This window comes from Lacinutrix gracilariae, from assembly GCF_042684485.1.
Classification (GTDB): domain Bacteria; phylum Bacteroidota; class Bacteroidia; order Flavobacteriales; family Flavobacteriaceae; genus Oceanihabitans; species Oceanihabitans gracilariae.
This window is the reverse complement of the sequence record NZ_JBHULM010000007.1, coordinates 351,163-364,713: the sequence shown is the minus strand read 5'-3', so window position 1 is coordinate 364,713 and position 13,551 is coordinate 351,163. Positions and strand designations below refer to the sequence as shown.

The following is a 13,551-nucleotide window of genomic DNA, read 5'->3' as shown; positions in this document are numbered from 1 at the left end:
TAGTTATTAACTTATTTATTAAAAATTAATCAATAATGATAAGTATAATTTATATTTGCAATCGCTAATAAAAATAAGTTCCTTTTTAGTTATAAAATTTTAAAAGGAAATAGAAGTTTAATTTAAAGATTTCCGTTTTATCGGAAAATAGATATGAAAGCAGGAATTGTAGGATTACCAAATGTAGGAAAGTCAACTTTATTTAATTGTTTATCTAATGCTAAAGCGCAAAGTGCAAACTTTCCGTTTTGTACTATTGAACCAAATATTGGAGTAGTAAATGTACCAGATCCAAGACTTGAAAAATTAGAAGAGTTGGTAAAACCAGAACGTGTTCTGCCTGCTACAGTAGAGATTGTTGATATTGCAGGATTGGTAAAAGGAGCAAGTAAAGGGGAAGGTTTAGGAAATCAATTCTTAGCAAATATTAGAGAAACAGACGCTATTTTACATGTTTTACGTTGTTTTGATAATGATAATATTGTACATGTTGATGGTAATGTAAATCCAATAAGAGATAAAGAAACCATTGATATGGAGCTACAGTTAAAAGATTTAGAGACTGTAGATAAAAAATTAGATAAAGTAAAAAGAGCTGCCAAAACAGGTAATAAAGAAGCACAAAAAGAAGAGGCTATTTTATTAAAAATTAAAGAAAACCTAGAAGCAGGAGTATCTGTAAGAGCATTAGAGTTTAGTGAAGAAGACTATGTAGAGTATGTAAAACCTAGTCAATTTATTACAGACAAACCAGTAATGTATGTTTGTAATGTAGATGAAGGTGCAGCAGTTTCTGGTAATGCGTATGTAGAGCAGGTTAGAGAAGCTGTAAAAGATGAAAATGCAGAAGTATTAGTGCTAGCAGTGGGTACAGAAGCAGATATTAATGAGCTTGATGATTATGAAGAAAGACAAATGTTTCTTCAAGATATAGGTTTAAAAGAACCAGGAGCAGCAAAACTAATTCGTTCTGCTTACAAATTATTAAACCAACAAACCTATTTTACAGCAGGAGTAAAAGAAGTAAGAGCTTGGACAGTTAATGTAGGTGCAACAGGACCTCAAGCTGCAGGAGTAATTCATACCGATTTTGAAAAAGGTTTTATTAGAGCAGAAGTGATTGCTTATGAAGACTTTGTTACTTATGGTAGTGAAGCAAAAGTGAAAGAAGCTGGTAAGATGCGTGTTGAAGGAAAAAATTACATTGTTAAAGATGGAGATGTTATGCATTTCTTGTTTAATGTGTAAAAATTTAAAATTTATATACCTACTATTTGTAGAATACATTTTTCAATACATATATTTAAAGCCAATGTTCTCAACAACATTGGCTTTTTATTGTTAATTACTTTGTGCATTCAGTATTTTATTTTTTAAAGCGAAATGTTATATTAGCCACTTATCCTATTTTTTTATTTAATTATGTCTCAAGAAACCAAATATACCGAAGATAATATACGTTCACTAGACTGGAAAGAGCATATACGTATGCGACCAGGAATGTATATTGGTAAGCTAGGTGATGGTTCTTCTGCAGATGACGGAATTTATATTCTTTTAAAAGAAGTTCTGGACAACTCTATTGATGAGTATGTTATGGGAGCTGGTAAAACCATTGAAATCTCTATACATGGTAATAAAGTGATAGTACGTGATTATGGTCGTGGTATTCCTTTAGGTAAAGTGGTAGATGTAGTTTCTAAAATGAATACAGGAGGAAAATATGACTCTAAAGCATTTAAGAAATCTGTTGGTTTAAATGGTGTTGGTACCAAAGCGGTAAATGCTTTGTCTTCCTTTTTTAGAGTAGAGTCTACAAGAGATAATAAAAGCGCTTCTGCGGAATTTGAACAAGGTAACCTTATCAATCAAGAATTACTAGAAAGTACCTCTAGAAGAAAAGGTACTAAAGTATCCTTTGTTCCTGATGAAATAATTTTTAAAAATTATAAATACCGTAATGAGTATGTAGAAAAAATGCTTAAATACTATGTGTATTTAAATCCAGGATTAACCATTGTCTTTAATGGTGAAAAATTCTACAGTGAAAACGGTTTAAAAGATTTATTATCTGAAAATATTAGCGAAAGCGACAGAGCTTACCCAATAATTCATTTACGTGGTGATGATATAGAAATAGCATTAACACATAGTAAAACACAATATAGCGAACAATACCATTCTTTTGTTAACGGACAAAACACCACACAAGGAGGTACGCATCTAGCTGCATTTAGAGAAGCACTTGTAAGAACCATTAGAGAATATTTTGGTAAAAACTACGAAGCTTCAGATATACGTAAATCTGTAGCCTCTGCCATTGCTATTAAAGTAATGGAACCTGTTTTTGAAAGTCAGACAAAAACCAAGTTGGGTTCTACAGATATGGGAGGAGAATTACCTACAGTAAGAACCTACGTTAATGACTTTTTAAAAACCTATCTAGATAACTTTTTACATAAAAATACAGATGTAGCAGAAAGTATTCAGCGTAAAATATTACAAGCAGAACGCGAGCGTAAAGAGCTTTCAGGTATACGTAAACTAGCAAAAGATAGAGCTAAAAAAGCCAATTTACACAACAAAAAACTACGCGATTGTAGAGTGCATTTTGGAGATACAAAAAACGAAAGAAACCTAGAAACTACCCTGTTTATTACAGAGGGAGATTCTGCATCTGGTAGTATAACTAAATCACGTGATGTAAATACACAAGCCGTTTTTAGTTTAAAAGGAAAACCTTTAAACTGCTATGGTTTAACTAAGAAAATTGTTTACGAAAACGAAGAGTTTAACCTACTGCAAGCAGCATTAAATATTGAAGAAAGTATTGAAGACCTTCGTTATAACAATATTGTAATAGCAACAGATGCCGATGTAGATGGTATGCACATTCGTTTATTATTAATAACGTTCTTTTTACAATTTTTCCCAGAAATTATAAAAGAAGGGCATTTGTATATTTTACAAACACCACTTTTTAGAGTGCGTAATAAAAAAGAAACCATTTATTGTTATTCTGAAGAAGAAAGAATTAACGCAATAGAAAAACTAAAACCTAAACCAGAAATTACTCGATTTAAAGGACTTGGTGAAATCTCACCGGATGAATTTGTGCATTTTATTGGTGAAGATATTCGTTTAGACCCAATCATGCTAGATAAAGATATGTCTATTGAAGAATTACTGAGTTTTTATATGGGAAAAAACACACCTACAAGACAAGAGTTTATTATAGATAATCTTAAAGTAGAATTAGATATTATTGAAGATAATAAGTAAATAATTTAAGCATTTAATAAAAAGCTAACTGTTAAATTTAGTATCATTTTATATTAAATAGTAAAGTTCATTACATGAGAACAAACAATATTAAAGTAAAAAATTTAATTATATCTGTATATTTTATACTTATAGTATTAGCAATTGTTTCTGCAGTAATGTTTAGAATGTTTAGTCCTATAAGTAATGATCCTTTAGTTGTGTTTTTTATTATAACAATTAGCTTTGCCATCCTTTTTTTTATCGTTCATTTTATTGCAAAATATTTTGAATATGATAGTGATGGTATGATGGTGGTTATTACCAATAAAGGCTTGTTGCTGTCAGATAGATTTAACTACAGAGAGCATTCTGTAGAGTTTAAAAAAGAAGATTTAAAAGGCTTTAAATATAATAAATACTTTGTGTACACCAGTTTAGTGTTACTAATTCAAGATAAAAGTGGTGCCTCTAGAAAAGAACGGTTTAATGTTACTTTAGTTTCTAAAAAGAAAAGAAAATACATTAAGCAGTCTTTAAATAAAATGATTAAGAACAATAGAAACCTAGCGACTTCATGATAGAAGAAAATGATGATTTGGTAAATGAACAAAATGAGAATTTAGAACCTCAAGAAACCATTACTAGAGTTACAGGAATGTACAAAGAGTGGTTTTTAGATTACGCATCTTATGTAATTTTAGAGCGTGCTGTTCCTGCTATTGAAGATGGTTTTAAACCTGTACAACGCAGAATCATGCATTCTATGAAAGATCTTGATGATGGTCGCTACAATAAAGTAGCAAACATTGTTGGGCATACCATGCAATACCATCCGCATGGTGACGCTAGTATTGCAGATGCTATGGTGCAAATTGGTCAAAAAGATTTACTAATAGACACACAAGGAAACTGGGGAAATATCTTAACAGGTGACAGAGCTGCAGCATCAAGATATATTGAAGCACGTATTTCTAAATTCGGGCTAGATGTTGTTTATAATCCTAAAATAACAGAATGGCAAGCTTCTTATGATGGTAGACGCAAAGAACCAGTAAACCTTCCTGTTATGTTTCCGTTGCTTTTAGCACAAGGAGGAGAAGGTATTGCTGTTGGTTTATCTACAAAAATATTACCACACAATTTTATAGAGCTTATTGATGCTTCTATAAAACATTTACAAGGAAAAAGATTTACTATTCTTCCTGATTTTCCTACCGCAGGAATTGCAGATATTACCAACTATAATGATGGTTTAAGAGGAGGAAAAGTTCGTGTTCGCGCTAAAATTTCGCAGTACGATAAAAATACTCTTGTAATTACAGAAATTCCTTATGGTACAAATACGTCTTCTTTAATAGATTCTATTTTAAAAGCCAATGACAAAGGAAAAATAAAAATTAAAAAAATTGAAGATAATACTGCTGCAGAAGTAGAAATTTTAGTGCATTTACCAGGAGGTATCTCGCCAGATAAAACTATTGATGCACTGTACGCATTTACAAATTGTGAAATATCTATTTCGCCTTTAGGTTGTGTTATTGAAAACAACAAGCCTTATTTTGTTGGTGTAACCGAAATGTTACGTCGTAGTACAGATAATACAGTACAACTGTTAAAGCAGGAATTAGAAATTAAACTTGGCGAGTTTCAAGAACAATGGCATTTTGCTTCATTAGAACGTATTTTTATTGAAAACAGAATCTATCGTGATATTGAAGAAGAAGAAACTTGGGATGGTGTAATACAAGCCATTGATAAAGGACTTCAGCCACATATAAAACATTTAAAACGTGAAGTTACAGTTGATGATATTACACGTTTAACAGAAATTCGAATCAAACGTATTTCTAAATTTGATATTGATAAAGCACAGCAAAAAATTGATGCTTTAGAAGCAGAAATAGCAGAAATAAAACACCATTTAGCAAACCTTATAGATTACGCAATTGCCTATTTTACAAGATTAAAAAAGGATTATGGCGAAGGTAGAGAGCGTAAAACCGAAATTAGAGTATTTGATGATGTAGATGCTACAAAAGTGGTTATTCGTAACACTAAATTGTATGTAAATAGAGAAGAAGGTTTTATTGGTACCTCTTTACGTAGAGATGAATATGTGTGTGATTGTAGTGATATTGATGATATTATTGTTTTTACCAAATCTGGTAAAATGATGGTAACAAAAGTAGACAGCAAAACCTTTATTGGTAAAGATATTATTCATGTAGCAATCTTTAAAAAGAAAGACAAGCGTACCATTTATAACTTGATTTATCGTGATGGAAAATCTGGTCCTTCTTATGTAAAACGATTTGCTGTTACTAGTATGACTAGAGATAGAGAATACGATTTAACTAACGGAAATAAAGGATCGCAACTTTGGTATTTTTCTGCAAACCCAAACGGAGAAGCAGAAGTAGTTACTATTTTATTACGTCAAGTAGGAAGTATTAAAAAACTAAAATGGGACTTAGATTTTTCCGATGTATTAATAAAAGGACGTGCATCTAAAGGAAACATAGTTACCAAATATGCTATTAAAAGAGTAGAATTAAAAGAAAAAGGAGTTTCTACCTTAAAACCACGTAAAATTTGGTTTGATGATACTGTACAACGATTAAATGTAGATGGTAGAGGAGAACTAATTGGCGAGTTTAGAGGAGAAGATAGACTTCTTGTAATTACACAATCTGGTACAGTAAAAACCATACTTCCTGAAATTACAGCACATTTTGATGAAGACATGATTGTGCTAGAAAAATGGTTGCCTAAAAAACCAATTTCTGCCATTTATTATGATGGAGACAAAGAGCGTTACTATGTAAAACGTTTTGTTATTGAAACCGAAGGAAAAGAAGAAAGTTTTATTTCAGACCATGCAAAATCACAGTTAGAAATTGTTTCTACAGACTGGAAACCAATGGCAGAAGTAGAGTTTACTAAAGAAAGAGGAAAAGATAGAAAAGACAATTTAGTAGTTAATTTAGAAGAATTTATTGCTATTAAAGGTATTACTGCACTAGGAAACCAATTAACAAAAGATAAAGTTAAACAAATAAGTTTGCTAGACCCTTTGCCTTATGAAGCTCCTGAGGAAACTCCTGCAGATGAAATGGAAGTAGTAGAAGAAGAAAATGTTTCTCAAGAAGTAACAAAAACTACTAAAGAAGAAACACCTGCTAAAAAAGAAGCTAAGCCAGTTGAAGATAAAAAAGTAGAGGCTAAAACCGAAGAAGCTAAAAACGAAACTAAGAAAGTAGTCAAGAAAGCAGCCAAGGAAGAAACCAAGAAAACAGAAGGTAAAGAAGCTAAAGAAAAAGCTTCAAAACCTGAAACTAGCGCTAAAAAAGAAGTAGAAAATAAAAAGGAAGATGATGATTCTGATTTCCCTATAGATGACGAAGGACAAATTACCTTATTTTAATCTTTAGTGACAATCGAAAAGTGGATTTTTGCTCTAGAAGAATAAAAACAATTTGCCAACACTGTATATCATTTAATGCTTGGTTATAGCCTACTTGCAAAAATCTTATCAGATTTTCTATTCGGTTTTTATTTGTTTAACCACGTAACAAATTATATACAAACACGTTTTATTTCTTTTTAGTGATTCTGTAGTTAATAAACTCTACCATTAAAGAAAAAGCAATAGCAAAATACAAATATCCTTTAGGTATTGCGCCAACCGTTTTTCCGAATATATTGGTGTGTGATAGGTGAGCAGCTTCTGTAATTAGCATAAAACCAATTAAAATTAAAAAAGCCAAGCCTAATACTTGCATACTTGGGTGTGCATCTATAAACTTACGTATAGGATTTGCAAATCCAATCATGATACCAATAGAAATTACAACAGCTATAATCATTAAAATAAGATTATAAAAATGGTTTTCATGCAAACCATTGGTCATACCAACAGCAGTTAAGATAGAATCTATTGAAAAAATAAAATCGATAATTACAATTTGTACAATGGCTTGTGACAACGAAGTAATTTTTTTGCTTTTAATTTCATTTTCATCATGATCTGGCGTTTCTACTTTTTCTCTAATTTCTGAAGTACTTTTATAAATTAAAAACAAACCTCCAGCAAATAATATAATGCTTTGCCAACTTACTGCAATTTGCAACCAAGAACTTTCAAAATTAAAAAAGGGCTGACTTAAGCCTACTAAAAAAGAAACAAAAAACAGTAGTACTATACGTTGTACCATAGCAAGTATTAAACCAATGTTTGTTGCTTTGCTACGTTGGTTTTCTGGTAGTTTGTTTGCAGCAATAGATATAAATACAATATTATCTATACCTAAAATAATTTCTAAAAAAGTTAAAGTAAGTAGTGCAAAAATGGCATCACTTGAAAGTAGAAAGTCTAACATAGTATTCTATTTAATGGTGTTACTTATGTAATAATTTTAAAGTAGTTTCAGGATTTGTTTTGGTACAAAACAGGTTTGGGTTTTTACTAAAAACCAAGAACTCTTTATTTATTATAAATATACATTTTATTTATAGATTACTGCCTTACAGTAATCTAGATAAATTCTAAATTTTATGTGTTGGTGATTTTAACAACACACCTACAAGAATATTTTAGTATAGTTGCTAGCTATGTTTTTTATTCATTAATAAGCGTTTCGGCTTTTTTTATAATAGCTAGGTATTTACTCCATTTGTAAGAAATATTTTTTTCTTCATTAGGTTGTCCAGAAACAATTAATTCCCTTTGTTTTTTATTCCAATGGATGATGTATGAAACAGCTTTAAAATTTTCTTCTATATCTATACTATATCCTTTTATTTTAGCAATAGAGTCTGTAAGAAAGAAATATGTGTTTTCCGTCTCTTTTATTTTAATGGGCTTATTTTTTAATAAATAGATTTGCGATTTAATTTCTCCGTAATCCACATTCTTTTCTTGAACTATTTTGAAGATTTGTTTTTCTTTATGCCAAATTTTTAATCTACTAGCATTGGTCAAGTCAAAATTAGAAGTTACTAATGTAGTGTCTGTATCTATTAATTTTGATTGCTTATCAATTTCAGCAATTTTGGTTTCTTGTCCTAAAACAAGAATTCTAATTAGAAAGAATAGGATTGCTAAAGTTTTTTTCAAAATCTAGTATAGCGTGTTTGTTAATGAAAAGCAGTGTGGTTAAGCAACTAATTTAGTGAAAAAAAAGAGATTGAAAATACAACAAGATTTTTGAAATTAGGTTAGAGCTAGTTTTTAATTATATGTGCTGGAGTTCCTTCAGGTATTTTATAATATTGGATAAAGAGATTTTAGGTTACCATCTCTAAAAACAAAGTTAACTTTTATACCTGATTTTGTGGTTGATTCTATTTTACCATTAGATGGTTTTTCCTTTTCTATTTTATCAAAGGCGTGTTTACATTCCATCAAAAGTTTGGCATGATTCCAATCTTTTGGAAATATAGTACTAGCTGATTTTTTCTCAATCCAGTTATTGTTTTTTACATTTAGGAATGATATTCTTGCTCTGAAAACACCTGTCTTAGGATTAGTTTCTATTAATTCTAATATTTTTACACGTTTTGGATTAAAAAAATGAATTCCTGTAACATCTCCTTTTCTAATTCTACCAATAGTAGCGTGGGTAAATGCATCAACACTCTCTTTTTTGAATTCAGTTCCATGAGGCAGAGCCATTACTTCCTCTACTTTCTTTATGTGTTTATCTTTAATTATTTGTTGAGCTCTTGTTGTATTAGTTCTTTTTAATTTTAGGTAAATTTTAGAATAGCGTTTAAGAGCTCGTAAAGATTTATATGGACCATCTCCATCATTAAAATAAACAGGAAATTGTACTGGAATTTTAGTTATAAATGTACCTGTTTTTAAATCTTGTTTGTCAGTAGATATGCCATTTTGAATAATATAATAATGATATTCCATATTTACTTATGGTTTTGTATATGTAAAGTGGCGTGTTTGCGTGCGAGGATTTTCCGAAGGAAAATCAGACGTAGCAAACGTGCAACGACCTTTTGTTTAGCTTAAAATAAGCGATTTTTTATATACGTTGTTGTGTGTAGGTTTTTATTTCAGTTCAGTTTCTAGTTTTTGAGTAATTAATTCCGCTTGAGTTAAATCCGATTCGCTCAAAATTATTCTCAAATGCTTTTTTTTATGTTTTATATCTAATTGATTTTTCTCTTTATAAAAACTTCCAAATCCACTCGTTGTAAAGAATTCAATAAAGATACTTAGAATCGAAATCAGCCAATTTGTTCTCTCTTTTTTTAATTCAACAGAGTCTAATGATTCGTATGAGTAAACTCCGTTGTCATTTTTGTTAGCGTTGTTAATTATTTCAAAGTTATTTTCGTTAAATAGAAACTTTAAAGTCGGTTGATTCCGTAATATTATTGCTTCGCTTTTCATTTAATCAAATTCTCAGTTTTGAGTGAGTCAAACTTACACACAACTACTTTTTATAAGCAGTTCCTTTTTGTTTTAATTTTTCACCAACATAAGAATATTCAAAGGTGTATGAAGAATCGGTTGTTGTTAAAATTTTTAAATGCACATCTTTATGTGCAGCCATATTTTTAGGGTTAATGGTTTTAAAAATCATTTCACAATCATTTATCCAGCGTACTTGTGTAGAGTCGGTTTTACCATCATAAACTTCTACCTGCAAATCATTGGTTCTTGTAAAGTTTGAAGTGTACACTTTATTGTCTATAGTTACTTCACTATAAAAAGTACCTGTTTTAAAATGGGTACAATCTCTTTCTACTTGGTAACAATTTGAAAAAGTGAAAAGGACTAAGGCAAATAGAAAATATCTCATTAAAAATGTTTTATACAAAATTACTAATCTTTTGTAATCTGTTAAGTCCCTTTTAAGAAAAATAATACAGATTTTAAAGAAATTACCAGTTGCCTTAGAATTGCGTATTTTAAAAAATTAAAGGGAAGAAGCTTAATTCTCAAAATTTTGAAAACTACCATCACTATAAAAAATTACAATTCGTTCTATTTTTTTGTTGGAAGAAGAAATAGATGAAATTGCAGAAGAAGGTAAAGGAGGCATTTCTGCTTTTTCATTTTTTGAAGGAAGTATCTTTTTTTCTACCTCTTCAACTTTTTCTACTTTTTCAGTTTCTTTAATTTTTGTTTCGGTTTTTTCTTCTTTCGGAAAAACTCCTTTTCCATTCATTAACCAATACAATTCTACTTCTGGAAAATGGGAGAGTACCTTCATTACAAAATCTAAACTTGGCTTATTTCTACCTGAAAGTATATGCGAAATAGTAGAGCGTTGTACACCTACTTTTTCGGCAAAAGAAGAGGCGCTTTCTCCATAGTAATCTATGATTTTTTGAAGTCTTTTTGAAAATGCATCGGTGTTTATCATTGTAAACAAATTAATTTCTTGTTATAACGTTACAAATGTAAACATTATTTCTTTAACATGGTAGTATTATTTCAATACACTTAAAATCAGTTCATTAAATACTTTATATTAGGTCGCGTAAAATACTGAAAATAAGTTATTTATGTTTATTTAATTCTATTTGTTAAAATTTTACATCAAATCTACTGTTTACTTTTGTAGAAGACTATTATTTTGTTTAACAATGTAAACCAAAAAAGTATTTTTATTTGTTTACAATTGTAAAATATCAATTGTTTACCTTTGTAATCAATAATAAAACGCATGCAAATAGAAACCTTAAAATCGCTGTTTAAAAAACACAAAGAAGAAGCTCTTTTTCATAGATATATTCATCTAAAAAATATTGCTCCTTTATTAAAAAAATTAGAATCAAAATGTGATGTTTCTGTTATAGGAAAATCTGTTCTTGATAAAGAAATTCATTCTGTAACTATTGGTAATGGACCCAAAAAAATATTGATGTGGTCTCAAATGCACGGAAATGAAAGTACCACTACTAAGGCTGTTTTTGATCTTTTAAACCTCTTGACAAGTGAAAACGAAGTGTCTAATCTTATATTAAACACTTGTAAAATAATGATTATACCTATTTTAAATCCAGATGGAGCAGAAGCGTATACACGTATTAATGCTAATCAGGTAGATTTAAATAGAGATGCACAAAACCTTACACAGCCAGAAAGCTTGGTTCTTAAAAACACTTTTGAAGCTTTTAAACCGCATTTTTGCTATAATCTACATGGTCAACGTACTATTTTTAGTGCAGGTAACACCAATAACTTAGCAACTGTTTCCTTTTTATCTCCTGCGCAAGATGCAGACTGTGTGATTACAGACAATAGAAAGCGTGCTATGGAGTTAATAGCTGTAATGAATGCTAATTTACAGCAACAGATACCAGATCAAGTAGGTATTTATGATGATGCTTTTAATATTAACTGTGTTGGTGATACGTTTCAAACATATAATGTTCCTACGGTTCTTTTTGAGGCAGGACATTATAAGGACGATTACGCAAGAGAAGTAGTTAGAGAGTATATTTTTCAATCTTTAGTGGTTTCTTTAAAATACATAGCTAATTCTGCGGTTTCTGGTGACGCTTATACTCCTTATTTAAGCATACCAGAAAATCAAAAGCTTTTTTATGACATAATTATAAGAAATGCTAGAGTAGAAGCTAATGGTGAATTGGTGGATGTTGCAGTGCAATATCAAGAGAGATTAAAGGAAGAAAAGGTGGTTTTTATTCCAAAAATTGAAAAAATAGCTTCGCTTAATGACTTTTATGCGCATAAATCGTTTGATGCTAAAGGCTCACTAGTAAAAACCATTTTAAATGAGGATATATATGAAGGTTACGAAAACGATTTAGTAATTGTGAATAATCAAAAATTATCATTAAAATTAATAGAATCTTAATATTTGGTGTGTAAAAATCAATAAAAATGTATTATTTTTGAATAAAATATAATATTATTAAGAAAATGGCGAAGTTTAAATTAGACGAAATAGATCATCAGATATTAGATATGCTGATTGAAAATACAAGGGTTCCTTTTACAGATATAGCAAAAAAACTATTGATTTCTGCTGGAACTGTGCATGTTAGGGTTAAAAAAATGGAAGATGCAGGGATTATTAAAGGATCTTCGTTAACTTTAGATTATAAAAAACTAGGGTATTCATTTATTGCTTATGTTGGTGTGTTTTTAAAGAACACTTCACAAACTAAATTTGTATTAGAAAGAATAAACGAAATATCTAACGTTACTGTAGCGCATATTACTACAGGCAAGTTTAACATCTTTTGTAAAATTAGAGCTAAAAACACAGAGCATGCAAAAGATATTATCTTTAAATTAGATGATATTGAAGGTATTTACAGAACAGAAACAATGATATCTTTAGAAGAGAGCATTAACGATAAAAAACGTTTAATGCACTCTATTTTTAGCGAATTATAAAATTAAAACATAACCAAATTGAAGCCCTTTTTTTAAAGGGCTTTTTTTTATTTCATAAAATGAAAACAGCAGATATAGGTACGTTAGAATATAATGAATATTATAAAACATATATAGATAAAGTAGGCGATTTAAGCTTGTTAGAGGGTTTAAGTGAAGGTTTAAGTGAAGCGCTTGGTTTTTTTAATAGTTTGCCTGAAGATAAGATGGATTACGCTTACGCCGAAGGAAAATGGACTATTAAAGAAGTGTTGCAACACATAATAGATACAGAGCGAGTGCTTGTGTATCGTGCGTTGCGTTTTTCTAGAAATGATAAAACAGAATTACCAGGTTTTGATGAAAATGCTTATACTATGTCTAGTGAAGCGAATAGAAGATCAAAAGAAGCGCTTATTGAAGAGTTTACGCATGTAAGAGAGGCAACCATAAGCTTGTTTAAAAGTTTTACCAACCAAATGCTTTTACAAAAAGGAAAAGCAAGTGGAGGAGATATGTCTGTTAGAGCTATTGGTTTTATTGTGATTGGTCATGAAAAGCATCATAGCCACGTTGTTAAAGAGAGGTATTTGTAATTATTCCTCTTCATCAAACACAATATGTCCAGCATCATTTAAAAGTAAATCATCATTACTATCAAAATTAGTCATGGTGTAATGTAATTTACTGCTTACTTTTACTAAATAGATGGCGTCTTTTGTTTTAACCTCAACAGCTTCAATAGTTTCGTTTTTATGGTTGTCAAAAACAATAATGTCTCTGTCGCCATAACCATCAGGAAATTTTTCAGTTAACAACTCCAGAACTTCTGGAGTTAGTTTTTTGTAATCAACAATTAATCTTTGCATAACTAGAGTATTTAAGTGAATAAATCAATAGTTTTTCTTTGACAA

At 30.0% G+C, this 13,551-nt stretch carries 14 protein-coding genes; 7 read left to right on the top strand and 7 right to left on the bottom strand.

The annotated features are described in order from the left end of the window. Positions 1 to 153 precede the first annotated feature (153 nt). From ychF to ACFSSB_RS04545, 4 genes are all read left to right on the top strand, one after another. Positions 154 to 1,248 (top strand): redox-regulated ATPase YchF, encoded by a 1,095-nt coding sequence (gene ychF, locus ACFSSB_RS04560; protein ID WP_379901444.1) that lies wholly within the window; start codon positions 154 to 156, stop codon positions 1,246 to 1,248. A gap of 174 nt (positions 1,249 to 1,422) precedes the next feature. Next, positions 1,423 to 3,282 (top strand): DNA topoisomerase IV subunit B, encoded by a 1,860-nt coding sequence (locus tag ACFSSB_RS04555; RefSeq protein ID WP_379901442.1) that lies wholly within the window; start codon positions 1,423 to 1,425, stop codon positions 3,280 to 3,282. Positions 3,283 to 3,356: 74 nt separating this feature from the next. Continuing rightward, positions 3,357 to 3,842 (top strand): hypothetical protein, encoded by a 486-nt coding sequence (locus ACFSSB_RS04550; protein WP_379901440.1) that lies wholly within the window; start codon positions 3,357 to 3,359, stop codon positions 3,840 to 3,842. Beyond that, positions 3,839 to 6,688, top strand: coding sequence for a DNA gyrase/topoisomerase IV subunit A (locus ACFSSB_RS04545; protein ID WP_379901438.1), 2,850 nt, complete (start codon positions 3,839 to 3,841; stop codon positions 6,686 to 6,688). Before ACFSSB_RS04550 ends, ACFSSB_RS04545 begins: the two co-directional genes overlap by 4 nt. A 169-nt stretch (positions 6,689 to 6,857) precedes the next feature. Here the strand turns inward: ACFSSB_RS04545 and ACFSSB_RS04540 are convergent, their stop codons facing one another. The 6 genes from ACFSSB_RS04540 to ACFSSB_RS04515 form a co-directional block, all read right to left on the bottom strand. Continuing rightward, a complete protein-coding gene (locus ACFSSB_RS04540) occupies positions 6,858 to 7,643 on the bottom strand; it encodes a TerC family protein (protein WP_379901436.1) in 786 nt (261 codons plus the stop codon). Between the two features lie 239 nt (positions 7,644 to 7,882). After that, positions 7,883 to 8,380 (bottom strand): hypothetical protein, encoded by a 498-nt coding sequence (locus tag ACFSSB_RS04535; RefSeq protein WP_379901434.1) that lies wholly within the window; start codon positions 8,378 to 8,380, stop codon positions 7,883 to 7,885. A gap of 147 nt (positions 8,381 to 8,527) precedes the next feature. After that, a complete protein-coding gene (locus ACFSSB_RS04530) occupies positions 8,528 to 9,184 on the bottom strand; it encodes an EndoU domain-containing protein (protein WP_379901432.1) in 657 nt (218 codons plus the stop codon). Positions 9,185 to 9,328: 144 nt separating this feature from the next. Further along, entirely contained in the window at positions 9,329 to 9,673 is a 345-nt protein-coding gene (locus ACFSSB_RS04525; RefSeq protein WP_379901430.1) for a hypothetical protein, read from the bottom strand. Positions 9,674 to 9,716: 43 nt separating this feature from the next. Next, positions 9,717 to 10,085, bottom strand: a complete 369-nt coding sequence (locus tag ACFSSB_RS04520) for a DNA topoisomerase IV (RefSeq protein ID WP_379901428.1) — start codon at positions 10,083 to 10,085, stop codon at positions 9,717 to 9,719. A gap of 132 nt (positions 10,086 to 10,217) precedes the next feature. After that, the gene (locus ACFSSB_RS04515; RefSeq protein WP_379901426.1) at positions 10,218 to 10,652 is read right to left on the bottom strand and encodes a helix-turn-helix domain-containing protein; all 435 of its coding nucleotides are present in this window, start codon (positions 10,650 to 10,652) and stop codon (positions 10,218 to 10,220) included. 303 nt (positions 10,653 to 10,955) lie between these two features. Here ACFSSB_RS04515 and ACFSSB_RS04510 point away from each other — a divergent pair, with 303 nt between their 5' ends. The 3 genes from ACFSSB_RS04510 to ACFSSB_RS04500 all read left to right on the top strand — a co-directional run bounded on the left by ACFSSB_RS04510 (position 10,956) and on the right by ACFSSB_RS04500 (position 13,233). Next, a complete protein-coding gene (locus ACFSSB_RS04510; protein WP_379901424.1) occupies positions 10,956 to 12,113 on the top strand; it encodes a M14 family zinc carboxypeptidase in 1,158 nt (385 codons plus the stop codon). A 65-nt stretch (positions 12,114 to 12,178) separates the two neighbouring features. Continuing rightward, entirely contained in the window at positions 12,179 to 12,658 is a 480-nt protein-coding gene (locus ACFSSB_RS04505) for an Lrp/AsnC family transcriptional regulator (RefSeq protein ID WP_379901422.1), read from the top strand. Positions 12,659 to 12,717: 59 nt separating this feature from the next. Continuing rightward, positions 12,718 to 13,233 carry a DinB family protein gene (locus ACFSSB_RS04500; RefSeq protein WP_379901420.1) on the top strand — a complete coding sequence of 172 codons (516 nt, stop codon included), beginning with the start codon at positions 12,718 to 12,720 and terminating at the stop codon, positions 13,231 to 13,233. Here ACFSSB_RS04500 and ACFSSB_RS04495 read toward each other — a convergent pair whose 3' ends face one another. Continuing rightward, positions 13,234 to 13,506 carry a hypothetical protein gene (locus ACFSSB_RS04495; RefSeq protein WP_379901418.1) on the bottom strand — a complete coding sequence of 91 codons (273 nt, stop codon included), beginning with the start codon at positions 13,504 to 13,506 and terminating at the stop codon, positions 13,234 to 13,236. Positions 13,507 to 13,551 lie beyond the last annotated feature (45 nt).